Origin of the sequence: Methanocorpusculum sp. (genome assembly GCF_030655665.1) — an archaeon.
Classification (GTDB): Archaea; Halobacteriota; Methanomicrobia; order Methanomicrobiales; family Methanocorpusculaceae; genus Methanocorpusculum.
In genome coordinates, this window is record NZ_JAUSPQ010000006.1 from 98,956 (window position 1) to 124,028 (window position 25,073).

Here is a 25,073-nt window from a genome sequence, read left to right on the forward strand (position 1 = left end):
GAAATGCCGGTTGTTGATATAGTTATAGAGTAAGTCAACAAAAATATTGGAAGTGAACGTATGGATAAAAAATACAGCTGTTATTGCGGTCTCTACTGCGAAAATTGCGCCGTCAAAGCGAAAATCACTCCTGCTGCCAAAGTCTTATACAATGAAATGAAAGCAGCCGGATTTGAGGAGATCATCAATATGATCCCCGGGGGTAGCGGTTTCTGGCCATTTTTGAAAGACATGGCCGAAAACGGAACCTGCACCTCATGCCGCGAAGGAGGAGGAAATCCTGGTTGTGCAATAAGGATATGTGCAAAAGAGAAAGGCATAGAAATGTGTGCAGTATGTGAGAGTTATCCTTGTGAGCATTTTGCTGAATTTTTTAAGGGATATCCAATAGTAAAACACGACAACGATCTGTTTCGTGAAAAGGGCCAAGACGCATGGGAAAAGCTTCAGGATGAACGCCTGGCTGACAGTTTTGTCTATCAGGATGAAAAAAGAAATGTTGAGAGCATCAGGGATGTTGATGCTCAGTAAGCTCTTCGCTTTTTGAATCTGGGCTGGGGGATGAACCCATATTTTCTTTCCTTAACGATATTCATATGGCGATCAATCGAACCAGGCGGATACTCCTCGTTGCCGGCCTTGGCACCTTGAACGTTACTCCGCTTTTTGAAGTGAGTCTGCATCATGATACTTTCTTATCCGAGGTCTTCCAACATAAACATATTTTTCAAGGACATTTAGAACCACCGCATCATCACAACGGCGTCCTCCCCATCCTTGTAATACTCCCCAAATAAAATAACATCTTCATACCCGATCTTTTTGTAAAAAGCTCGTGCCTGGGTGTTTCCTACCCGCACCTCCAGACTGCAGCCACAGCATCCCTCCAGAAAAAAATCCCGCTCCAGCTTACGGAGCAGAAGTCTCGCGATACCAAATCCCCGCATATCAGGAGAGATCGCAAGATTACAGATATGACCGTATTTTTCCTGATCGGTCTCTTCAATTGCCCCTGCTGAAAATCCGACTATCCTTCCTTCCGCTTCCGCTACATAAAACGATGTCAGAAAAACCGTCATCATCTCAAGCATTGCCTTATAATCCCAGGGATCAGGGAAGCACAGGAGTTCGATCCGGTATATATCCGGAATATCTTCGGTCGTTGCCTTCCTGATCAGACAGCCGGCGGCGGTCCCGCCCACTCCTCTAAAGGTTACCATTTGCTATTTTTACTATTGGGCGCTAACCAATATAGCATAATGGTTAGCGTATATCCCTTCACCGGTCTTCGCCCCGCTCCGGATGCATATCGAAGCGTGCCGTCCGTCCCATACGATGTAATCAGCGCTGAAGAGGCTGCTGCAGAAATAGCAAAAAATGATCGATCCCTCCTTCGTGTGATCCGACCCGATGCGGAACTCATGGATATCGATCCGCATGACGACCGCGTCTATGAAAGAGCCGCAGAAATGTTTGCAAAGATGAAGGCAGAGGGACTTTTCATTGAAGATGATACGCCTTCGCTCTATATTTATCAGATAACTCTTGGCGGCGAACTGTTCACCGGTCTTGTTTCCTGCGTTTCTGTAGCTGAATACAATGATGATACGATCAAAAAACACGAACTGACCAGGTACGATAAAGAAGAGGACAGGACCCGGCATATCGATTCTGTGTCCGCTCACACCGGTCAGGTATTTTTACTCTACAAGGATTCAGGTCTCATCCATGAGACATTATGCAGAATAGCTGCCGCCCATACACCCGACGGTGAATATATCTCTGCAGGCGGCAATCTCCACCAGATCTTCCGGGTGGCAGACCCTGCTGAAGTCAGCCGGATAACCGGACTTTTTGCGGAGATCTCGAACCTGTACATCGCCGACGGTCATCACCGGGCGAAGTCCTCGGCCAACGTTCTGGAAAGACGGCTCTCTGCAGGTCGTGCGACCCCTGACGCAGAAAAGTTCATGAGCGTCCTCTTTGCGCATGACTCGGTCCGCATCTACGGATATCACCGTCTTGTCCGGGATCTCGCCGGCATGAATGCCGACCAGTTCCTGGGAGATCTCTCTCTCAGATTCACCATCACACCGTTAAAGAAGGTCGATGTATCCAAAAATATCATTCCCGTCAAGAATGACGGATCGATGCACATCATCCATCTGTATCTTGAAAGCCAGTGGTATGAACTGACCCGTCCGGTCGATCCCGCCGCCGATGCGATCTCACGGCTCGATGTTTCAGTACTGCAGGAGCTCGTCCTGGATGATATGCTTGCGATCTTCGATCCCCGCGGCGATCCGCGTATTTCCTTTGTCGGCGGAATTGCTCCTCTTGCAGAAGTCATCAAAGATGTTGACAACGGAGAATACTCTGCGGCGTTCATCATGCAGCCGGTCACTGCACAGCAGGTCATCGATGTGGCCGATGCGGGACTCATCATGCCGCCCAAATCAACATGGTTCGAGCCGAAACTGCTCTCTGGAATGGTCATCCACGAGATCCGCTGATTTTGGGCGGTTCCTCTCCCTATTTTTCCGTCTCATTATAGACAGTGTTTTTCTCACCGTTATGGGTCATGATCGAATGCCGGCAAATCGTTCCATCACATTCGGAAACATATCAGAAAAAAAGCACATTGTGTTAACTATGTTTAATTTACTTAATGTAATATTTCAGTAATTGTTATATACGCTCCAAGACATATTCTTTTATCCATCTGTGAGGTGGAGGTATCTATGAAAAAAATACGAGGAATAATCCTGTTTTTGGTTCTAATTTGTGTTGGAGCCGCTGTTTTTTGCGGTGGCGTTTCAGCTGAAGAGACTAAAACATTTGTTGATGATGTCGGTCGTGAAATTACATTACCGGCAACTATTGACGCTGTATCGCCTTCCGGCCCTCTTGCACAAATTGTGCTCTATTCATTCAATCCTGATCTGTTAGTGAGCATATCCAGCAAGTATTCTGCTGATCAGGAAAAATACATCGATGCACGTGTTCTCGCTTTACCGGTGACCGGTCAGTTCTATGGATCGAAATCCACCATGAATGCCGAAGAGATCATGGAACTCAATAAGAAGCTCCATATCGATGTTGTTCTGGATGTTGGTGAGGCAAAATCGACGATGAAAACGGATCTTGATAACATGCAGGCAACCACGGGTGTTCCTTTTGCGTTTGTTACGCAAAATAAACTCAACGATATCCCCCAGTCCTATCTCACACTCGGGACTCTTCTTGGGAATGAGACACGCGGAAAGGAGCTTTCCACGTATGTTTCGGATCTTCTGAAAGAGTTTGATACCGGAATGGCAAAAGTGGGCACGAATAAAGTCTCCATGATCTATGTCACCGGTGTTGACGGCAACTCAGTTCATCTGATCGGTTCCGGCGAGAATTCGTATCACGGTGAAGTAATCAACTATCTGGCAGACAATCTTGCAGGACCTGCTGTTACGGGCAGCGGATTAGGCGATGAGTATACGATGGAGGATATCCTTTCGATGAATCCGGATTATATCATTGTAGCTTACACCGCTGATCATGCCTATTACAATGATATTCTGAACGGAGAAATGTGGCAGTCACTTTCTGCTGTGAAGAATGGAAATGTTTACGAGGCACCGTATGGTCCCTACAGCTGGATGGGAGGTCCACCCTCAGTTCAGCGGCTCCTTTCAATGATCTGGCTTGGTAATTTGTTCTACCCTGATGTGTTCAATTACAACGTCGAAGACAACGTCAAGGAATTCTACTCATTGTTCTTCAGGTACGATCTTAGCGATTCAGATTATGACCAACTGACGATCTATGCAAAGAACGATTCATCTGCAAATTCTACGCAGACTCCCGTTCCATTAGCAGGAATCCTTGTAGGTCTTTGTGCTGCATCAGTTTTTGCTATTGCAAAAAGACGATAATCAGAATGAAAAATGCCGGTTGTTCCGGCTTATCCCTTTCATTTTTTAAAATCTGTTTTGGCTATACTTACTTAAATCATCAGAGGAAAGAGTAATGCATCAATGCAAAAGTTTGATGTGATTCTTATTGGGATCGGCAAAACCGGGAAAATCCTTGCAAAACAATCTGCGGCGGCAGGGAAATCAGTGGCGGTCATAGAAAAATCCGCTGACATACCTAACGGGACCTCTGTTGATCAGGCAGATATCGTATCACACTTTCTTGTGCACAAATCGGATTTTGTGAAGCTCCATCCCGGCCTCTCCTTTGATGAAAAGGATATTTGGTATAGGAGAGCCATCCAGGAGAAGCGTCGGTTTCAGGCAACGCTCGTAAATAATGATCTTGATGAGCTGGAAAAGCTTGACAATGTTACCGTCTTTCGCGGTTCAGGGTCGGTCATCTTTGAGAATGAAGTCCAGATAAAATCCTCAAAGGAGACATCGGTCATTTCCGGATCCGAGATCGTATTTGCTTCCGTAGATCGATACATGTTTCCCGAGATCAGCGGGATTGATACCTGCCCGATCGTTTATACCCGTGAGATGCTCATGGATCTTGTGGATCTTCCAAAAAGGCTCGTCATTCTTGGCGGGGGCCAGGTCGGGCTTGAAACCGCTTCGATCTATGCGGGATTTGGCTCTACCGTCACTTTCTTAGACGAAGAGATGGTGTTTCTTTCAGAAGAAGATGAGGATATTGCTGCTGAGATCAAAAAAGCTCTTGAAGAACGGGGTGTTACCTTTAAACTCGGCTCTCATGTCGAGAAAATAGTAATGGAAAAGCGATCATCCTTGATCTCTTTGACCTCCGAGGGACAAAAACAGGAGATATCGGCCGATGCGATCCTCATAAGTCCCTGCGTGGATCATGCCGCAAATGACGATCACCGTACGTCCTGCAGTATGTGCATCTCCCCGCCTTTTTCGCGTGTTGGACAAACTGAACGGGAGGCACGGGCGGCCGGATGCAATGTTCTGATCACAACAATTCCTGCAAGCAGCATCTTAATGGCTCAGGTCATCGGTCAGACAACCGGAATGATGAAAACGATCATCGATGCCGATACAAAAAAGATCCTCGGCGCCGGATTATTTTGTGCAGGGTCGGATGAAATCATCATCATCATACAACTGGCAATGGACCGGGATGTCGACTACACGGTTTTGCGTGACCAGGTGTTTCCTCATCCGACCATTGCCGAAGCGTTCAACGAATTATTTTCGGTGTGATAGAGCGAGATTTTTTATTTTTTCATTACCGGGATTTGGATCTCTGAGAGCCAGTCAGCGATGTTTTCCTTGTTCCAGATCCCGTCGATGTAACTCTCTCTCGGGCTTCCTGTTACCGTGTATCCGTTTTCCTCGATCCATTTGAATATGAATGCATATGCCTCACCAAGATTGCTGTAAGATCCTTTGTGCATTACTGATACTGCGGTGATGGCCGGCATTTTTTTGAATTTGATGTCACCCACTTCATTGCCGAATCTCTCAACTGCTTCACAATACTCGACATTTATGTCTTTTTCCCGATATTCCCCATCGAGATACACGACAAAGCAGTAACCCGGCACCGTACATTTGAGGTCAGGGTTTGCTGCCGCACATTCCGCGCCTATTGCCGGAATCTCCGTGAAGTATGCATCATAGTTCGGGATCGTCATTTTTTTCGAGTAGACGATACACTCGGGGATTTCTTTGATGGTTGCCTGATAATTCATAAAATATTCTTCCTCCTTTCCTTGTAAGATAAAATCGATACGGGAGAGCTGGTCGGTTTTTTCCTTAAGTTCCGTTTCAAGTCCGGCTCTTCTTTTTTCGAGAATTCCTGCGGCATCTTCTCCAGAGATTATTTTCTTTATCTCATCGAGTGAGAGACCTGCCTGCTGAAGAGACTGGATGTAGTGAAGCTTTACAAGCTGACCGGTCGTGTAATAACGGTAGCGTGCAAGGTCGACCTTTTCCGGTTCAAGGATCCCGATTTCGTCATAATACCGCAGAGTTTTTACGGTGGTTTTGCTCATCTTCGAGAACTCGCCGATCCTAAACATCATCTCTCCCAAGGTACGATTATATTTGTGTGATAAATTCAGTATCTACTCTCCGGCAGCAGGAGAGTTGCAACTCTTTTACGTTGTTTTTTCCAAAAAGAGGAATTATGAGCATTCACGCATATCCGGGCGGGTGTTCTTCCTTGTGCTTCTCATCATCTTTGCAGCCATAGAACTTTTCATAGAAGGCGGTGAAGTTCTTTTCGCATTTGGTGATGAGTCCTTCGTCAACATTCTCCTTTGGGATATTTTTTGCCAGTTCGGCGGAAAGGATCTCGACCAGCTGGAAGACGGAGTCGGGTGTCATGGTGATTTTGGTTTCGGTCCCGTTGTAGAGCACAAGCTCAAGGTTGAGTATCCAGAGAGGGGTATCACCCTCCCGTTTGAAGGTGTTGACATCGATCATATGCCAGTCTTCGTCCATGGTGCCGGCAGAGAGCGTGTATGCCTGTTGGACACGGTTCCCGTACAGCGATGTTAGATGCTGGATGATCCAGACGGCACTTTTCTGTTTTTCATCTTTGATCGCATAGAGCAGATCTTCGAAGAATGCCGCTGAGTTGACATGACAGGCCGTCATGAGGACCATAGTAGCATTTGCTCCAAGCAGCATCGACATTGCGTTGACGAGTTTCGGGAAGGTTTTCCTGTCGATCGGGTCAACGAGATGATATTCTAAGACTTCCCTGATTGGCTCAAGAATGGTGGGATTTGTTTCGAGAATCTCTGCAAGAGATGCAAGATCAGTAAGGAACTGTTCAGGAACAGGTTTGTGGGTATCGTGCGGCTGTTCTTCAGGCTTAGTGACTATATCTTCTGCAAGGGCTGTTTTCTTTGAAGTTTTTGCCGATTTGGGCTCAGTTGTTTTATCCGGTTTGGGTTTTGCCGTTCGTTTTTTCGGCGCAGGAGAGGAGGTATCGTTCATGATAAAGAGGTACATCTTTTAGAGATGAAAAGATGTTCGTTTGAGATCATCGGATCAAAGAGTAAGGTTCAAAAAAAAGTGTACCCGAGAGGATGGGTACATGTCGTAATCCATTCTACACGGTTTAGATGTAGGGGTTACGGAGTGGTTTGAGAGCCGGGTGCTCCTTGTGCAGCCTGTGCTCAAGGTACTTCTGGTTCTTGGTGATCTTCTCGGTTGCGAGTTTCTCGACGAGTTCAAGACCTGGCTTGACTCCGTCCATTGACTCAGCAATGATCCAGCCTGCTTCGACTGCCTTGTTGAAGGCTGCCTCACCGGCTGCCGAGCGAACGAAGACGGTAGACCATCCATCCGGAGTTCCGACGGAACCGGTTGAGATATCTGCCATGTTTGCGACGTAGTCAAGACAGACGTGACATCCGGGCTGCTCATACTTGTGAGTGACCTTTAAGGGGATCTGTGAGTTTACACCGCGTTCGGTGTAGACAGAGAATTTGCCCTTTCCGATGTCCATCTTGGTGACATTGTCGATCTTGGTTGCACAGTGGTCTTCGACCATCTGGAAGAGTCCCTGGTAGGGGAAGTTCTCCATACAGAAGATACCAAGTGCAAGTGCGATCTTGTCGGGGACGTCACGCATACCGATCGGGTACAGCTGTGCTTTGCGTACTGCCTGGATCTGGCATGGGGTTCCGACGATACCGATCTTGTCAAGACCATAGCTGCGGGTTGCCTCTTTGATCAGTGCAAGGTTCGGTGATACTGAGTATTTCGTTCCACGTGCTGCGAAGAGTTCTTCTACAGTTGTGGCGATCATTGGTTCAGGCTTGTATGGCTCTGATCCTGGTCCTGCGACGATTGCTCCGTCAATAATGCCTGTCTCAAGTGCGTAGGCAAACATTGATGTGACGATTCCTCCGTCCTGGGCCTTTGCGAGAATGTCTTCGCAGCCGGATTTAGCTTTGTAGACTGCCTTGTATTGTCCAAGATATTCCATTTTTTTCGCCTCCGGACCCTCAGGGTTTCATAACCTCTCCAATGAGGTTAGTGATTGCTTCATACTGTCCACAGACTTCGAAGCTGAAGAAGCTTCTCGGGCACTGTGCGTAGCATGCTCCACATTTGATACAGAGGTCACGTTCGACCTGCGGCTTACCATACTGGATCGTGACTGCACGGACCGGGCAAGCTGCTGCGCAGCTGCCGCATCCGCAGCAGAGACCCTGGTTGATGACTTCGGTCATCAGGTCGCAGCCGCATGCTTCGGTTCCTGCTGCTGCAAGGCTCATAAGGGGCGTAAGGTATGCGGTTGCAAGTGCCTTCTGCTCGTCATTTCCTTTGAGTAACAGGAATGCCATAAGACAGACGTTTCTGATCTGTTGTGGTGTCGGTGCACATCCGGGGATGTACACGTCGACCTTGATCAGGTCGCCGATTGGCAGGAAACCCTCATGCTGGGGTTGGTTCTGCTGTCCGCCGCGGCAGAAACGGGTGGTGTTTCCGTAGCAGGCACAGCCTCCGAGAGCTACAACAATTGCTGCATTCTCACGGGTTTCTAAAATCTCTTCCATTGAGCACTCGTCGTTGATACAGACGGAACCCTCGACTAATGCGACATCCATTTTTGGGATGTGGCGCACATCGGCGAGAGTCAGACAGTAGACGAGGTCAGCGTATTTGTCGAGGATTGTAAGTAATCCTTCGTAGTTATCTGCAAGGGACACGAGACATCCGGTACAACCGCTCATGTGTACATGTCCTACAGTAATCTTGTCAGCCACTGGCTTCTCCTCCTTTGGTTTTGTAATAATTGGCTTTTGTTCGACCTTTGCGTCAGCTGGTTTTGCACCAGGCTTTGCGTCCTGTTTTCCCTCGCTGACAGCCTCATTACCGAACAGTAAGCCTTTGAGTTTATCTAATAATCCCATTTTTCAGCTCTCTAATTCCTGTAAGATGACAGTTACAGTTTTGGGAACAGCTCCTTGAACTTCCGGGCTTAATTCGAGGGCAAAGTCCTCTGAGTCCGGAGCAGGAATATACCCGGGCTGGCACCCGATAATAATAATTTCCATTTTTCCTTTCAGTCTGCCGATTGGATCGAGCAGATTTCCGGAATGGGCATCCATGTAACGTTCTTGTCTGCCTTCCGGCAGAAGGTCGGCGGGGATTTTCGTAACATCTCCGGGTTTTCCCCCGAAATCCATACAGTCCACAATGATCAGTTTCTTTGTGACTTCCGGTTCCAGCATCGAAAAGATGAGGTGAGGGCCGCCAAGGCCGACATCCATTGCTTTTACATTGTCGGGAAGTTCGTAGTCAGCTAAAGCTCTGATCACTGCCGGACCAAATCCGTCGTCGCCAAAGAGTTCGTTACCGACACCGGCGATCATTATTTCTGGGAACAGTCCTTCCATGGTATATGCTTACTCAAGGAGCTTCTGTGCAACGAGCTTGTTGTTTTCATCCAGCACAATCATGTGGGTTGCGCAGGAAACACAGGGGTCGTATGCACGGACGATAACTTCTGCAAGTTCCCAGGGTGCGCCGGTAAGTGCACGGCTGCAGGTCGGGAAGTTCCAGGTGGTCGGGACAAGCATGGAGAACCACTCGACTTTGCCGTTCCTTACTTTTGCAAGGTGAACGTCGCAGCCACGTGGTGCTTCATTTGCTGCCCATCCGATTTCGCCGTCTCCCTGTGGGATGACGTCTGCTACGGTGGATCCGCTAGTGTTGAGTGCATCTGCTGCCTCAATCATCTTGTAGACCGAGTCCATGTATTCCATTTCACGAGCGATGTTCAGGCCGATTGCGCCTTTACGGTCGTAGTTCTTGAAGATGGACATACGTGCACGGGGACCGACTTCAACAGGCTGTCCGTCGTACAGTGGTACGCCGGTGCATGCCTGCATCTGCGGCCATGCTTTTGCACCTGCTTTGGTGGTTCCGCCGACTGGGTATGCGGGGTCGTCCATGGTGATCTCTTCTTCACCCATATACCAGTCCCAGGGTCTGACTTCAAGCCAGCGTGCTGGGTCCCAGGTCGGGTGTTCGTCAAGAGAGGAGCTGCCGTACATTGGGTCAGCTGCCATGTAGCCCTGCTGGTGGAAACCGAGGTCTTTTGGAATTGCAACTTCGCGGCCGCACATTTCTGCCCAGTCACGTTTGCCGTAGTTCTCAAAGACTGCGATCATGAATTCCATCTGTGCACGTGCAAGCGGGAGTGCCTGCTTTGCAAGGTCGTAGACCTTTGCTTTTGCACGTGGGGTGATGTTTTTGTACATACCACCAACACGGGGGTTGGACGGGTGTACTGCTTCGCCACCGACGATCTCGCCGATGGTCTGACCGATCATACGAAGGGTCTGGATACGCTTTGCGACAGATCTGACCGGCTCTTCAGGTGTGAAGGGGTTGATCTTTGTGTCGGTTCCTGGGAGGTACATATCCGGAAGAGCCAGGATGTCGTGCAGTGCATGGGAATGCAGTCTGTTTGCAGCCTGGAGGATAATACGCAGGAGGTATGCGTCGTCTGGGATCTCAACACCCATTGATGCTTCCATTGCCTCAGTTGCGGCAAGTGTGTGGGCAATCGGACAGATACCACAAACACGGGAAGCGATCTTTGGGACCTGCTCATAGGTTTTACCAATGGCAAGTTTCTCTACTCCACGAACCGGTGTGATAGAAAGCCAGTCTCCGCGCTCAATGATGCCTTCATCGTTTACTTTTAAAACGAGCTTGGAGTGACCTTCATGTCTTGTGGTCGGGGAAATTTCTACTACTTTCGACAATGTTTTCGCCTCATCCTAAATTATTTAGGTTTTCAAACAGCTATACAGGAATATTACCATTGTCCTTTTGGATTAATGACACGTACAGAAGTACGCTAATCCATGTCTTTATTCCGTGAGTAATTAAGTATTCCCCACACGGTTAATGACAATTCACTAACTGCGCATGTATTTTTACATGTAGTATTACTATTATTAATAAAAGTATGCATAAAATATTATAATTACAATCGCTATGATTATTTACGTCAAGTTCCGGGGAATCCATGGCGTTTCTGCCCCCTATTGAGTGTGCGCTCTCAGTGAGGCTCATTTTTTAGAAAAAAGGAATTAGTTCCTCCCCAATCTATTTTAGGGTGAACGGCTCTCTTTCTGACATAATCAGGAAAATTTCTGATATATTGGTCTGATAACCGCAGCAAAAAATTCAGTCATCCATTATCTTTGGGATCTGCCTTTGTACTTCCGCTGCCACATCTTTAAGGGGGATCTTCAGTTTTTGTGCAGCATTTTTCATATCCTCAAACTCAGGCTTTATAGAAATAATACGGCCGCAGTGTTTTGACACTTTGACCCGCACGGAAAACTCCTCTCCGGAGATCGTAAACGGATAGGATTTCCTACAGCGGTCTGCAACGATCCTCGGTTCTTCCTTTATTCGCACACCAAGAGTTCCCGTTTCCTCCATTAAAATCTCTACATGTTTTTGGTATTGATCAAGAGTCGTGATGACGGATAAGACAAATACCGGCCGGTTCTTTTTGCCAAATCCCTGCGTAACGAATACATCAACCGCCCCGGATGCCAAAAGTTGCTCAACGGTATATCCGATTATCTCTCCTGAGACATCGTCAATATTTGTCTCAAGAATGATGATCCTCTCCTCCGTCAAATCAGAAACCTCGCCCCGAACGACCAAAAGACCATACTCTTTTGCGTATCCCGTCTTCACCGGCGTCATCGAGGGGATCGATCTGCGAAAAACCGCAAGATTTGCTAAGAGAGATGCACCAACAGGTGTTGTCAGTTCCTTATCGGTGAAAGTATCTGAAACAGGTACCCGGTGCAGAGCACAGATCTCCAGAGTTTCAGGCAGGCAGTTTCCAAGAGCGGGCGGAGCCGCATAGATCGGAAACGAAAGAAGCTCCATTGCATCCAACAGTGCGATCGGACACAAAACCTCCGGGAGTACTTGCGTGATGGAAAAATCTCCCTCATGAAACTTCGTGAATGCAGCTTCCAGATCAGAAAAAACTGCATGTGCCTTCTCTTTCGCAGCACTTGACAATCCCAAATCGTTCATCAATATCTCAGGATCGTTTCCCGTGAATCGAGACACAACATCAGCAGTATTTTTGTGCAGATCTTCAAGATCACCAAGATCAGAAAGAGCCGCCGTAAAGGCAGCTCCACTGATACCTCCGATCCGCGGATCAATGAATAACGTTTTCATTCTGGGAATGGTTCTTCCATCTTTGCATAGATCAGCTGGGCAAGTTTTGCAACTTCAGCGGCCTTATCTTTTGCACCGGGGATAGAGCGGGTCAGATATGCCCCGTTTTCTGCCTCTTTTGCCGCCGTTTTTGCGTCCATATCAAAAAGAGCGCCAACTGCCGCCGGTACCGTCACATTAATGATGGTATGACCGATATACTGAAGCTCCTGTGTGAGGATCGCACCGCACTGGAGAGCAATTCCCCAGTCGGGATTGTCTTTGTTTTTACCTTCGAGTGCAAATGCGGGCACTTCTTTTGCACTCAGATTTTCCACATGGTAGGGTTTGCCGTCGATTTTTACGTCATAGGAAACATAGGAATCAAAACCCCAGTAACGCTCGGTGAACTTATCCGTGCGTCTTCCATGCGACCTGAGTTCTGTGAATTTCAGCTCGATAGTATGACCGGTGAATCCGGAAAGGATCGCAGACCCCCTCTTTTCGACATACGCTCTCCGTTCTTCATCCAGAAGTTTTGCTGCGTCGGCCAAAGATTTTCCGCTTTTCATCATATCATAGGTCTTTTCCGCACGGCGGTAGATCGCTCTGTCACGGACTCCTTCGGATGCTAAGATGCAGGTTTTTGTGATCTTTCCCCGTGAAACCTGCTCGGCTTTTCGTGCGATGGTATTCAGACTGCATATGGCAAGTTCCGGATCGATGAACGAGTTCATCTTGTATTCCCTGATAATGTCAGCTGCCGCGAACACGTCGCCGCCGTTCTGCATTAAAAGCCGGAGAGCAGGAACAGTGTCTCCGAGCACGTGACCCAGGGGAGCATTGACAGGTCCTCCGGAAAATCCTGCGCCGATCATCGCTGCTTCTTCAAATCCGGCAAAAATCTCTGAAAATGCCATTGATCCGATCACTGACGGTCCGCCGATATCTTTAAGAATAAGACCAAAGTCTCCTATGAGTGTTGCCACGTCATATTCTTCATGTGTTCCGCGGATATGCAGTTTTTCAGGGAGATTTGCTGCATCACGGGCGCCTTTTCCAGCCATATATGAGGAATCAACGGTTCCGAATTTTCCAAATTCTTCACCTAAACTTGCGTCAGGATGTACGATTTCCATCGTAACCGCTGCCCCGATCAATGCCGGCCAAAGTCCAAGCGGAGTGACTCCGGCTCCGGCCATTGCATTCAGCATGGCCTTTGTTCCGACTTGTGCGGCATTGTAGGCAAGTTCCGGTATGTTGTAGTCTTCGCCAAGTGCGGAGTGACCATAGATCGTTCCGCCTGAGATGAATCCGGGAAGGGTTGATCCGTCGACTCTGGTCAGTTTTTTCTCATCAAGGGCTTTGTAGATCGCCATGTATGCCGGAAATGCCTGGATCCTGTGGGTAGATTTTCCGGTTACCAAAGCAATAGCGCTTGTTCTGGCTCCTCCGGCATGCATTCTGGCCATAGCGCCGAGTTTTCTGTTTCCCAGAGGAACACCCGATCGTGCGGCCGATCCTGCAAAGTAGGCAAGGGATGCAACGATCAAAGCTGCATTTTCAGGAGCTGCTCCTGAATTCATGGCCGCTTTAACGGCTTTTTCAATGACCGTATCCAGAGGGAGCTGTCCCAGAGATGCATCAAGAACGGTCATTTTTTCCGCACAGTTGGTCTGCTTTCCGGAAATCGAGCAGAAGATATCTTCTGTGATCGAGTTGGCGGCAGCATAGACTTGAATTACAAGTGCGCCGTGACCTTTTGTTGCAGCCTCAAGTTTATCGTTGGATAAAGAGTCTGGTTGATAAGTTGCCGCCATGGATGCAGCATACATGATTTTTTGCTTTGTGTCGTTCGTCATGAGATTCCACCTCTGATTTTGTGAGAGTTAGACTTTCAAACCATATATACATTTCACAATAGGTCATAAGTACATAAATTTATCTATGTGGTTGTGGTGAATTTATGTGTGTTGAAGGATGAGCGTGGGTGAATAGGTTCGAAAAAAGTAATTGGATTATATGCTGAGTTCTTCGCGAAGCTCGGCAAGTGTTGCCTTTCTTTCGGCGTAGGCATCATGCTGGTGGATGCTTTCCTCGTTCGTCTGCCGGATCGTGATGTGCGTGTCTCCGGGCAGGTCAACGAACGTGGCAACAACTCTTCGTGCCATCTCACGAACACAGTCTTCGACGAATCTGGCGTTCTTGTGGGCCGCCATCACGACATAGCTTTCATCGCCGCGTTTCAGGAGTTCGTAGATCTTTGCGCTCATCGACTCCTTGAGGACGGTGACGATCTGTTCGAGCGGGACAATAATGTCGCCGTCTGTCTCGACACAGAGAAAACCCCGTCCGCGCTGGTTATGACTTGCCATGGGGATCTCATTGAAGAATGCATCGATCTTATCCTCGGGGATCTCGAGTTTTTCCATCACATGCATCGCATGATCCTTCATGATGTTCTGGGCGCACGGACATGCGGTGATACCGGTGACCTCGGCGCCGACGCTTTTTCTGACTATCGGTTTACCGTTCGTTCTCTCAGCAACTGCGTGTGCATAGACATTGATGACTTCCTGACATGATGTCTTCGAGACCGGTGTCTCCCGGTTCATCATGTAGAAACTTCTCATAAAAACTTCCGTGCGGTCAGCGTATTCATGATGATCGAGAAGTTTTCGTGAAACGATCCCGCATACATCCTCAATACCCTTGACATCACCGCTCGTTGCCTGCTGGAGCACTTCGTCGATCACTTCAAAGTTTCTGGAAAGGTTTGCTCCTTTCAGACTGCTGGGGAGATCAACGAATACATCAAACTCGGATATGAAAATCGCCGGCCGGGTCTTTCCTGGCCTGCCGACCTCGACAAGTTTTCTGACATTTTTCACACCAACACGCGTCAGGCTGATTCTCACATCCGGGGCGGTGGACTGCACATCTGGTAATGACATTATATATCGTGTCCTTTTTTCGTTAAGTGTGCCGTTTTTCATAGAGGCACGTCAACGTGTAACTATGTGTATGGGGATGAGGGTATATAATTTTATACGTATTCGGATTCCAGTTACTCCAAGAAAAATAATGCAAAAATACCCCGCGACTGATGATGATTTTGGTTTTATTTACGAAAAACGCGTCGATGTGCTCGGTTAAGGCTCACAGGTGTGTTCTCAGACACGAAATCTTCGTGACAGGGGTGTCGAGGTCATAATCGGCAACCATCTCGGAATATGCTAAAATTTGGAGATTTTTGGCGGTTTTATGGTGATGAATGGCGGAATTTTGCGACGCGCTCTGATGTTCTGAGTGTTTTTTTCTCAGATGAATCGGCGGCAGAAATCATTCAGGTCGTGTTGAAAATGTGAAAAAGAATGGTATAAAGATGATCGGTACAACGTTTTTTGATGTGTTAATAGAGTCGCCCTCTCATTGAGCAGAGCACAACTTCATCACGGTTTTTCCTTTAAGGCGGAGCTTATCTGCCTGGATCAGTCCGCTGACTTCCAGCTCGACCTCTTCCCTCTCCCGCCCTTTAGCCGCTCCGAAGTACGGATGCGTGTTCAGTTGAAGTCTCACCGTCTTTGCCCGTTCCAGTCCGAGAAGAAACGAGATGAACTCCGGCGTCGTCAGCATCCCGTCAACCGCCTGGACCGCCGAGAGGATCACCTTCGTAAGACTGCCGCCTGATGGTCTGACCGTTTTTTTGGGTTGGTCTCCGCACTTATCGCAATTTCCACATTCATCGATTTCTTCATCAAAGTACGAAAGGAGGAGCCGTCTTCTGCATGACCCGGCCGTGCAGTATGCATACATCTGATCCAGTTTTTCTCTCGCAATTTCCGACTTTTTCGGATCGGTGAACTCCCGTACGAGCATAGTATCGATCTTGCGCCGATCGCCCGCGGAGTAAAACAGCAGGCACTCCCCCGGCCTCCCATCCCTTCCCGCACGGCCGGTCTCCTGGTAATAAGACTCGATGTCTTTTGGCATATGGGAATGGATCACATATCTGACATCCGGCTTATCGATCCCCATGCCGAAAGCGACCGTGGCACAGATAACCCTGATCGAGTTGTTCAGAAATCCCTCCTGGACCCTGCTTCGTTCCGGTGTCGGCAGACCCGCGTGATACGGATTTGCGAGGATATGGACCTTTCGGAGGCGCTCCGCCATCTCTTCGGTACTCGCCCGGGAGAAACAGTAGATGATCCCCGAATCATCTTTGTGGGCAGTAACATAGCTGATGATTTTCTGCATCCTGACCTGGGCGTTCGGCTCGGCAAATGCTGAGTACCGGAGATTTCTCCGGTCGAAACTTCCGATGAACTCCGCAGGGTCCTTCAGCCGCAGCTCTTTTATGATATCCTCCCGCACCCTTTGAGTGGCCGTGGCCGTAAAAGCGGCAATCGGAACGCCGGGGAACTTGTCCCGCAGATGCTTTATCTCCCGGTACTCGGGTCGGAACTGATGCCCCCACATCGAAATACAGTGTGCCTCGTCCACGGCAAAAAGCGCGATCTTACAGCCGGCAAGCGTCGCGAAAAATGCCGGGGTGACCGCCCGCTCCGGCGAAACATACAGAATCCGGATCTTTCCTTCCTTCATCTCACGCTCGACCCTGCGCCGTTCATCATAGGTCTGCAGACTGTTCAGGGTTTCCACCGTTACTCCTTGGTTCGAGAGCGAATCCACCTGATCTTTCATCAGGGCGATCAAGGGAGAGATAACGATCGTCATCCCCTCAAGCATCATGGCCGGGAGCTGATAACAGAGGGATTTCCCCCCGCCCGTCGCCATCACTGCGAGTACATCCCTCCCGCTGACGATCGTTTCAATGATCTCCTGCTGGTTTGGACGGAACGTCTGATGATGGAAGTATCTTTCCAGAGTTTGCTGTATCCCTTTCGTCATGAAATTCTATGCAGATGACATTCTTCACCTTTATTTTGGTGCCGGCGGGGTATTCACTTTTCTCTTATCCACTTTATTCATTGCTCAGCTTTTGGGAGTGTAATTTTGTTCAGAATAGGTACTCCGAAAAGTCAGATACCAACGCCTTGTCAAGTTCCTGCTCATTAACGACGCTTGTTTCTGTAAACAGGAAAGCGAACAATCCCATTTCCGGGGCTTCAACCTTGCGGACGTCAAGAACATGTTCAAACTCAGTATAGAGTTTACCGTAGTTGAATCTGTCACTGTCTATCTCTTTTCCGCCCTTGTCGAGCAGGATCATGCTGTATATCTTCCCAAGTTTTTTACCGATAATATCATCAAAATCAGGTTTGATCTGATTCAGATAGCAGTCTACTGTGTTTATGCCGTAAGCAAAATACGCTATATCTGTAGAACAGGAACCGGCGAACCTCAGCGGGTTGAATTCTATTGGGATAATATCGTCTTCGGTAACTCTGACCTCGATATGCATCGGAAAATCCGTTATACGTAATTGTGTATTGATGCGTTCAAGGAACCGGGTAAACGGCTGAAGATACTCCTGCATGATTTCAGCAGACGTATAATATATTCTGTCTCTGACATCGCATTCGGATGCAAACCTGTGGGTCAGGATATTCAGTATGACCGGTTTTCCTTCAGTATCGTAATACGCGTCGATTGCATATTCCGTGCCTCTGATATATTGTTCAAGAAGGAATTTTGAACCGATGACCGTTTCCGGGAAATCAGCCGCCCATTTTTGTATATTTGCCTCAATGTCGGATACTGCAGTTCTCAAATCATCTTCATTGAACAGCGCATAGACCCCGACACTGAAAAATCCGACGGATGGTTTCAGAATGACCGGATAAGGAATCTTTGTATGATCGCCGCTTCGAAGTTGATCCAGTGTGACTTCTTCAAAAAACAGATCGGGATAGAGATCGGATACCGTTTTACGAAATGTTGCTTTGTCTTTCAGTATGCTGATCTTATGGACAAGTTCGCCGTCCGGCAGATTCGTATATATCCAATCGAGGGCGTTTTCAGAAACGGTATAGAGCCGTTCGCCGTCATGATATCTCTTTACCGCCTCTTTTGTACGTATGAAATTAAGGGTATTCCCTCTGGTATTGGAAACTGCATACTCGTTTGCAAGTACTGGAATTTTATTTGATGCAAGATATTTAAGCAGATAGTCGGAAACATATGGTTTTTCCAAAATTATCATAGAATCACCCTCGATAAATTATGTAAATTTATATAAATTTGCAGTTAAGCAGACTAATACATGTATTTATGCTAATTAAGCCGGTAAATATTTACCCATACTATATCCGGCGATATTACTGCTTTTACAGCCTTGTCCCTCAATTTCTGAACAAAAAGGGTATATGCGATTAGGATTAAGAGTAAATCGTCGATCCGGGTTTCATTTTCTGTATTGCCGAAAGGAATCCCGTCGAAAAACAAATCAATAGGATTACTTTTATGACAAAAACAGTAGGAATTATTGGCGGAACAGGCAACATCGGTGAAGGTCTGGCAAGAAGGATATGTCTTGGCGAGAAATTCCATGTGGTTATTGGTTCCCGTGAGTCGGAAAAGGCCTGCATCGCAGCAGACGGTGTTGTCTGTGCTCTGAACGACCGGAAATGCACGGCAACGACCTGCTCGGGCACGACGAATGCAGAAGTATGCTCAGCAGATGTCATCATCATCTCCTTACCTTTCGAGAGAGTTCAGGGAACGATTGAAACCATCGGCAAAGCCGCCTTTGAAAACAAGATCGTCATCTCCCTTATCAACCCGATGATCAGAAACCCGAAAGAAAAGTACTTCCTCCCGGACGCACCGGCAGAAGGTTCCGCAGCACTCGCTATCCAGAAGATGCTCCCTGCCTCTGCAAAACTCATTGCAGCATTCAACAATGTTGCAGCTAACAAATGGATGGAACTCGACGAAGTTCTGGATTACAGCGTCGCTGTCTGCGGTGATGATGAAGACGCAAAGAAGACCGTTATGGAGCTTGTCGGCAGCGTATCCAAACTGAAGCCGCTCGATGCCGGACCTCTCGCAATGACGAAGGTCGTTGAGGGGATCACGCCGCTTGTCATTACCATCGCAATGAGAAATGGTCTGAAGGATGTAGGTGTATACTTCAAATAAATAAAATCAAAAAAATTGAGAATCCCTCTCTTTTTTCAGATGCCGGGAATGTGGGATCCCTGTTCTTTATAATACGGAATATATACGATCCGCGAGTTCTCCACAGTGAAGTTGTACCTGAGGACCTGCAGGATACCCGGCTTTTCCGTTTCGTATCGGAGATACAGAAACTCTGTGAGTTCCCGTGCGGTTTTCTGGTTCATCAGGATCGGCAGATAATTCCCTTCATACCCGGCGATCATCTCAACGATCTCCGGGTTTCTGATCGTCATATCGATCTCCCACGGCTCGGAAAGATACCTGGGGATATCCGCCGCACAAATATAGTAACTCCGTTTTCCGTCAATGTCGGGAAGACCAGTCGTAGTATCTCCGCCTGTGAGTTTATCCGTCACTTCGAAGTCCACATCGAATCTCCAGAACGGAATGAAATCAGCTTTCACTCCCTCCATCGCTACTTTCGACAGAAGATCCGGTTTGGCCACATCATAGGGAACGATTTTCACCGTATCTGCGGTGATGTCCAGGAGATGGGCGCATTTCTTACAGGGAGAGATCACCTCACCCCACGGCTGGTTCACCTCTTCCCCGCAGAGCGGACACTTCAGGATGGTCGATTCGTGGTTCAGGATCTCGTGATCGGTGAGCTGTTTGGGTACTCTGACTGCGGGACGGAGCGAGGAGATATGCTGCATCGTTCCCGAAGCAACGAAGGTCTTACCCTCTTTGAACGCGGGGTATCCCGCCATACACATGGCAATACCCAGGAGAAGCAGAATGATCTGGAACATCTCGGCCAGCTGATAGGGCCCGGAATGAATGAGCATGGCAACCGATGAACCGATCATGATCCCCCCTACGGCAAGGGAGAGGATCATCATCCGGGTACGTGCGGTGAGGTTGATCGGGCTGGACCCGCCAAGCACATCGCCTCTCACTCCATCCACGATCGCCGTGAAGCTCCCGCCTTTGTACTCATAGTGCGCTATCCATATCGGGGCATACACCAGTTCGAACACCTTCGGGATCAGAAACGACTTGGTCAGCGTCAGGATATCGATCCGCTTCTCGGCCGCATCCTGGATCAGATCATGGACGGCTTCCCGCCCCCGTTTGCTTGCTTCGATCGCGGAACCGCCTGGCTCCATCGAGACGACCGAGCCCCGAACGTACGGCATCTCTCCTCCGGGATCCAGCCAGAGTTTTTCGATGCCGTATTTGCCGGTATCGCAGGCACACTCTGTCCAGATGAACTCCTCGTCGATCAGTTCTTCGAAGATGTTTCTGATCACGTTGCCTGTCTGCTCGGTGTATTCAGAGTAGCCGCAGGCGACTGCTTTACCTTGAGCTATGAATCTCCAGAACGGCAGATAGATAAGATACATTTCGCTGACTACGGCATACTTTGCCAGATCGGGGGCCTTGATCCCTTTTGCAAACCAGGTACGGAGTGTCCGGTCGGCGACACCTCTGGTGATCTTTGCCTTGTAATAGAACTCGGCGACCTGATCCTCGACTGAACGTTCAAGCCCCATCTTTTCCCTCCTTGCGTTTGAGGTTTATCACACCAAGCATCTCGCTTTGATACAGGAAGAATATCAGCAGTGCCGCCACCAGAAGGAATAACCATGGACTAAAATAGACGGCGATCAGCGAGAGGATCATTACCGGGATACTGGCGATCATCGCAGTCTTTCTCCAGTTGACCGGCTCTTTGATCGGGTGCCACTCTTCATAGACCATGCCGGATTCCGCGTCCACCTCGACCATGTAGATGGAATTTTTCACTTTGTAACTGATCAGCCAGAGCGGGATCCCGATCAACTCCTCTGCCCGGGCGATCCCGTGGAGATCGGGATAATATACCGAGGAGTAGATGGTGGCAGGCAAAATATTTGCGTCATCCGGGACCGGGCTGGATTTAATATCAAACCTTTGCAGATTCTGCAGACCCGAAAGAAGTGTTCCGAAGGCCGGCCGGTAGATGGTCACATCCGTGCCGCCGTCTTCCCTGCTGTATTTCCAGAAAGGATAATAGAGCATCACGGCTTTCCCGAACCTGATCTTGTCGTCGGGGATGAACGGCTTGGTGTCCGACTCCAGCCACTCGCGGACGATCTCCCGCGCCCGCGCCTCATCGATCAGAGGAGCAATTACGCCGGAGCACTGCAGAGGTGCGGGTATTCCTTCTGGTGTTTCTGCCATAAATTAGTCAATATATTTACGTACGTTCTGATAGATGTTTTCTTGCCTTGCCTCAGGGAGGTTCCTGCTCCCCGTTCAATTGGGAGCATATTTATACCTATGATGCACACAATTATACATTAACGTATATTGTTGTGATAGTTGATGTTGAATATAACCACCTTTCTTGATGCAAACTCCTGCCGTCTGGCAAAACCGGTTTTTTTCTGTCCGGAAAGAAACACGTCATACACCTCCGCTGAAATACTCTCAATAAGTTCCGCGATCGCCCGCGATCTCCTCTCCCTCGGTGCCGTGAAAGGCGACCGTATCCTTCTCTATATGAACAGCAGCCCCGAATACCTCGTTTCCTACTTCGCCGTCTGGAGGATCGGCTGCGTGGCAGTTCCTACAAATCGTGTCTATACGCCAAGCGAACTTGCCTATATGACGGAGAATTCCGGGGCAAAGATCTTCATTACTGATGTAGAAGGAGTGTCTGCAGCCCGTGATCTGCCGGTCAAGACGTATGTGCCGGACGACATCGAGTCCATGCGCGGCGCTCCCCGTCTCTTACCGGAGAATACTGAACACGATGATCTCTGCCAGCTCCAGTATACTTCCGGAACCACCGGCAAACCCAAAGGGGCAATGCTCACCCATGGAAACTGGCTCGCCGCGATCCACAACATCTGCGATGTTTTGACCTACAAACAGGACGACGTCTATCTCGGCATCTACCCGATGGGGCACGTAGGTCTCGCCTGGGGGATCGCCGCGATGCGGGCAGGCGCTCTCTATGTTATGATGGAGAGGTATGACTACACCAAATACCTCGATCTCTGCAAAGAACATAAAGTGACCGTTCTCGCCGGCATGCCGCCGGTGATCCATTCACTCACGGAAGCCCCTGCGGGACCCGAAGAGAGCCTGGCAACCGTCAGAGAGATCATCTCCGGCGGCGGCCCGCTCCACCACGATATCTGGAAAAAATTCTATTACCGGTACAACATCCCGGTCATCAACGCCTATGGTCTTTCAGAAACTGTCGTCATCGGCACGGGAACGGTGATCCGTCCCGAGGATTATGCATCGGCCGACCGGTTCCAGAGTGTGGGTCACCCGGTCTGCTTCTCGGAAGTCAAGATCGTTGACGAGCTCGACTCTTCGATCGAGCTGCCGATCGACACGCCGGGCGAGATCGCGCTTCGCGGTCCGGCCGTGGCAAAAGGCTACTGGAACATGCCCAAAGAGACCGCCGCGTCGTTTCTTGAGGACGGCTGGTTCCTCACCGGTGATGTCGGGTATCTCGACAAAGATCTCAGACTTTGCCTCACTGACCGGAAAAAGGACATGATCGTGATGTCAGGCTGGAAAATTTATCCGACCGAGGTCGAAGAGGTCCTCATCGGTCACGAAGGGGTCGCCGAGATCGCGATCTTCGGGATCCCGGACGAACATCGGGGCGAGATGCCGGTCGCCGCCGTCGTTTGGCGGAGGGGCTGGGACAGCTCTGATAAGGAAGGCTCTCTTCGCGCATTTGCGAAAGAGCGGCTTGCGGGATATAAAGTCCCCCGCAGGATCATTACGGTGGATGCCCTCCCCCGGGTAAACGGCTGGAAGCTCCTGAGACGGGAACTTCGCGAACAATACTCATAACACATACCAATCATGAAATCACGTGATATAGCACTCGTCGGCATTTTACTTGCCGCCGGAGCAATTGCCCGGTACATTTCCTTATTCGTACCGGGGGCCATCGTCGCGAATCTGACGATCGCCTTCTACTGCCTTGCGATCATCCTCGTCGTCCCGAAGTTCAAAGAAGCTCTTGGGATAGGCGTTGTAGCCGGAATTATCTGTGCGGTTTTTTCGCATTCGATCTTTCCGTTGGGAAACCTGATCTCGGAGCCGATCGGCGCCGTTGTCTGTTTAGCGGTGTATAAACTCGTCAAGGATCATACCCGCCTTGCCCCGGCAATTTCAACTGCGATCGCCACCCCTGCAAGCGGATTCACCTTCATCGCGGTCACCTGTTTCGTGATGTTCTTCACGACCCAGACCACCGTTGCGACCGTTCTCGCATTCGCGATTGCACTGATCCCGATCGTGATGAGCGCCATGGTGGTGAACGTTATCATCGCCCAGATCATCGCGATGCCGGCAACCTCGGTCATGCAGAAGACGAAGACCGTCATCAAAACCACCCACACGGAATCTGCGCCGAGTGATTCGGTCGCCTTGGACAAACTCACGTTCACCTATCAGGCGGCAGATACGCCGGCCCTCGATAATGTCTCGCTCAAAATAAACCCGGGCGAGTTCGTTGTTATCAACGGTCATTCGGGAGCCGGAAAAACCACGCTTGCCCGAGCGATTTCTGGTATCCTTGCTCACGCATACGGCGGGACGGTTGTTGGGAACGTCTCTCTTTACGGAAAATATGCCGATGAATACAAAGATGTGACCGAGCTTTCGTCAAAAGTCGGCATGGTCTTTGACGATGCCGATGCCCAGCTGATCTTCACCACGGTCGAGGAGGAGATCCTCACCGGTCTGGAGACCCGCGATCTTCCTGAGACCGAGGTCAGAAAGAAACTCGACGAGATCTACAAGGTCACCTGCACGGGTCATCTTACAGACCGTGCCCCGCACAACCTCTCCGGCGGTCAGAAACAGCGGGTCGCGATGGCCGCGGCACTTTCCCGCGAGACCCCTCTCCTCGTTCTGGATGAGGCGACCTCCGAGCTGGACAAAAATGCCAGACGCCAGGTGTACACCCTGCTGAAAAGCATGACGGCAAAGGGTCATACGATCGTTTTGATCGAGCACATGATCGATGAGACGATCGGGTATGCCACGCGGATGATCACGATGAACAATGGGAAGGTCGTGTATGACGGCGTTCCAAAACCCGAGAACACCAACTACCCGGCGCTCGAGAAGACCACTCCGACCCATGAAGTCGTGCTGGAAGCGACCCACGTCACGCACAAATTCCCCGAGGTCCTTGCTCTGGACGATGTCTCGGTCTCCTTTTACAAAGGCGAGATCGCGGCGATCCTGGGTGAGAACGGATCAGGCAAGACGACGCTCGTCAAACATCTGAACGGTCTTCTCCGTCCGGATGCAGGATCGGTCCTGTTGAAAGGCGAGGACATCGCGTGCCGGTCGATCCCGGAGATCTCGAAGCATGTCGGTCTGGTGTTCCAGAATCCCGACACGATGCTGTTTGAAAATACGTGCGAGAAGGAGATCATGTTCGGTCTGAAGAACATCGGCAAGTCCGATGCTTCGCCGTCGGTCTCTCTTGCGGCGGTCGGTCTCGGCGGCAAAGCCGGGATGAATCCCCGTCATTTAAGCCGCGGGGAACGCCAGAAGCTTGCTCTTGCCTGTGTTATCGCGACGGGTCAGGAGATCGTTATTATGGATGAGCCGACGACGGGTCTTGACCCGAAGGAGTCGTATGAGATCATGCGTGTTCTGACCGGGATGCGGAATGATGGTAAGACGATCCTTATGGTGACGCATGACCCCGTTCTTGCGGGTAAGTATGCGGACCGGATCATCGAGATGGAAGCGGGTAAAATAACCGCGATCCGCGGAGGTGAGTGA

General features: G+C 49.4%; 21 protein-coding genes. 7 read left to right on the forward strand and 14 right to left on the reverse strand.

Translation table 11 applies throughout. The features are described 5' to 3' along the window. Window positions 1-60: 60 nt before the first annotated feature. A complete protein-coding gene (locus Q7J08_RS03775; protein WP_304910359.1) occupies window positions 61-531 on the forward strand; it encodes a DUF3795 domain-containing protein in 471 nt (156 codons plus the stop codon). 206 nt (window positions 532-737) lie between these two features. Here the strand turns inward: Q7J08_RS03775 and rimI are convergent, their stop codons facing one another. Beyond that, on the reverse strand, window positions 738-1,220 hold the full coding sequence (gene rimI / locus Q7J08_RS03780; RefSeq protein WP_304910360.1) for a ribosomal protein S18-alanine N-acetyltransferase: 483 nt from the start codon (window positions 1,218-1,220) through the stop codon (window positions 738-740). 39 nt (window positions 1,221-1,259) lie between these two features. Between rimI and Q7J08_RS03785 the strand changes: the two genes are divergently transcribed. From Q7J08_RS03785 to Q7J08_RS03795, 3 genes are all read left to right on the forward strand, one after another. Further along, complete coding sequence (locus Q7J08_RS03785; RefSeq protein ID WP_304910361.1) at window positions 1,260-2,513, forward strand: DUF1015 domain-containing protein; 1,254 nt, start codon at window positions 1,260-1,262, stop codon at window positions 2,511-2,513. A 228-nt stretch (window positions 2,514-2,741) separates the two neighbouring features. Further along, entirely contained in the window at window positions 2,742-3,926 is a 1,185-nt protein-coding gene (locus Q7J08_RS03790) for an ABC transporter substrate-binding protein (RefSeq protein WP_304910362.1), read from the forward strand. A 102-nt stretch (window positions 3,927-4,028) separates the two neighbouring features. Beyond that, a complete protein-coding gene (locus Q7J08_RS03795) occupies window positions 4,029-5,198 on the forward strand; it encodes an FAD-dependent oxidoreductase (protein ID WP_304910363.1) in 1,170 nt (389 codons plus the stop codon). 14 nt (window positions 5,199-5,212) lie between these two features. Here Q7J08_RS03795 and Q7J08_RS03800 read toward each other — a convergent pair whose 3' ends face one another. From Q7J08_RS03800 to Q7J08_RS03850, 11 genes are all read right to left on the reverse strand, one after another. Further along, window positions 5,213-6,022, reverse strand: a complete 810-nt coding sequence (locus Q7J08_RS03800) for a MerR family transcriptional regulator (protein WP_304910364.1) — start codon at window positions 6,020-6,022, stop codon at window positions 5,213-5,215. Window positions 6,023-6,134: 112 nt separating this feature from the next. Next, window positions 6,135-6,944: a hypothetical protein gene (locus tag Q7J08_RS03805; protein ID WP_304910365.1), complete on the reverse strand. Its 810-nt coding sequence runs from the start codon at window positions 6,942-6,944 to the stop codon at window positions 6,135-6,137. Window positions 6,945-7,068: 124 nt separating this feature from the next. Further along, on the reverse strand, window positions 7,069-7,941 hold the full coding sequence (gene frhB / locus Q7J08_RS03810) for a coenzyme F420 hydrogenase subunit beta (RefSeq protein WP_304910366.1): 873 nt from the start codon (window positions 7,939-7,941) through the stop codon (window positions 7,069-7,071). A 19-nt stretch (window positions 7,942-7,960) separates the two neighbouring features. Next, window positions 7,961-8,725, reverse strand: coding sequence for a coenzyme F420 hydrogenase subunit gamma (frhG, locus tag Q7J08_RS03815; RefSeq protein WP_304910615.1), 765 nt, complete (start codon window positions 8,723-8,725; stop codon window positions 7,961-7,963). A gap of 150 nt (window positions 8,726-8,875) precedes the next feature. Beyond that, entirely contained in the window at window positions 8,876-9,358 is a 483-nt protein-coding gene (frhD, locus tag Q7J08_RS03820; protein WP_304910367.1) for a coenzyme F420-reducing hydrogenase, FrhD protein, read from the reverse strand. A gap of 9 nt (window positions 9,359-9,367) precedes the next feature. Beyond that, window positions 9,368-10,735, reverse strand: coding sequence for a coenzyme F420 hydrogenase subunit alpha (gene frhA / locus Q7J08_RS03825; protein WP_304910368.1), 1,368 nt, complete (start codon window positions 10,733-10,735; stop codon window positions 9,368-9,370). Window positions 10,736-11,162: 427 nt separating this feature from the next. After that, entirely contained in the window at window positions 11,163-12,188 is a 1,026-nt protein-coding gene (locus Q7J08_RS03830; RefSeq protein WP_304910369.1) for a LarC family nickel insertion protein, read from the reverse strand. Further along, entirely contained in the window at window positions 12,185-14,029 is a 1,845-nt protein-coding gene (locus Q7J08_RS03835) for a hypothetical protein (protein WP_304910370.1), read from the reverse strand. The genes Q7J08_RS03830 and Q7J08_RS03835 overlap by 4 nt, the downstream gene beginning before the upstream one ends. Before the next feature lie 156 nt (window positions 14,030-14,185). Next, window positions 14,186-15,121: a GTP cyclohydrolase MptA gene (mptA, locus tag Q7J08_RS03840; protein WP_304910371.1), complete on the reverse strand. Its 936-nt coding sequence runs from the start codon at window positions 15,119-15,121 to the stop codon at window positions 14,186-14,188. 475 nt (window positions 15,122-15,596) lie between these two features. Then, window positions 15,597-17,081, reverse strand: a complete 1,485-nt coding sequence (locus Q7J08_RS03845) for an ATP-dependent DNA helicase RecQ (protein WP_304910372.1) — start codon at window positions 17,079-17,081, stop codon at window positions 15,597-15,599. 109 nt (window positions 17,082-17,190) lie between these two features. Continuing rightward, a complete protein-coding gene (locus Q7J08_RS03850; protein ID WP_304910373.1) occupies window positions 17,191-18,336 on the reverse strand; it encodes an ATP-grasp domain-containing protein in 1,146 nt (381 codons plus the stop codon). A gap of 260 nt (window positions 18,337-18,596) precedes the next feature. Here Q7J08_RS03850 and npdG point away from each other — a divergent pair, with 260 nt between their 5' ends. After that, window positions 18,597-19,274, forward strand: a complete 678-nt coding sequence (gene npdG, locus Q7J08_RS03855; protein WP_304910374.1) for an NADPH-dependent F420 reductase — start codon at window positions 18,597-18,599, stop codon at window positions 19,272-19,274. Window positions 19,275-19,309: 35 nt separating this feature from the next. Here the strand turns inward: npdG and Q7J08_RS03860 are convergent, their stop codons facing one another. Together Q7J08_RS03860 and Q7J08_RS03865 are read right to left on the reverse strand one after the other, a co-directional pair. Beyond that, window positions 19,310-20,809 (reverse strand): hypothetical protein, encoded by a 1,500-nt coding sequence (locus Q7J08_RS03860; RefSeq protein WP_304910375.1) that lies wholly within the window; start codon window positions 20,807-20,809, stop codon window positions 19,310-19,312. Beyond that, a complete protein-coding gene (locus Q7J08_RS03865) occupies window positions 20,799-21,479 on the reverse strand; it encodes a hypothetical protein (RefSeq protein ID WP_304910376.1) in 681 nt (226 codons plus the stop codon). The genes Q7J08_RS03860 and Q7J08_RS03865 overlap by 11 nt, the downstream gene beginning before the upstream one ends. A 144-nt stretch (window positions 21,480-21,623) precedes the next feature. On the opposite strand from Q7J08_RS03865, the gene Q7J08_RS03870 reads away from it, so the two are divergent. Further along, window positions 21,624-23,117 (forward strand): class I adenylate-forming enzyme family protein, encoded by a 1,494-nt coding sequence (locus Q7J08_RS03870; protein ID WP_304910377.1) that lies wholly within the window; start codon window positions 21,624-21,626, stop codon window positions 23,115-23,117. A gap of 12 nt (window positions 23,118-23,129) precedes the next feature. After that, entirely contained in the window at window positions 23,130-25,073 is a 1,944-nt protein-coding gene (locus Q7J08_RS03875) for an ABC transporter ATP-binding protein (protein ID WP_304910378.1), read from the forward strand.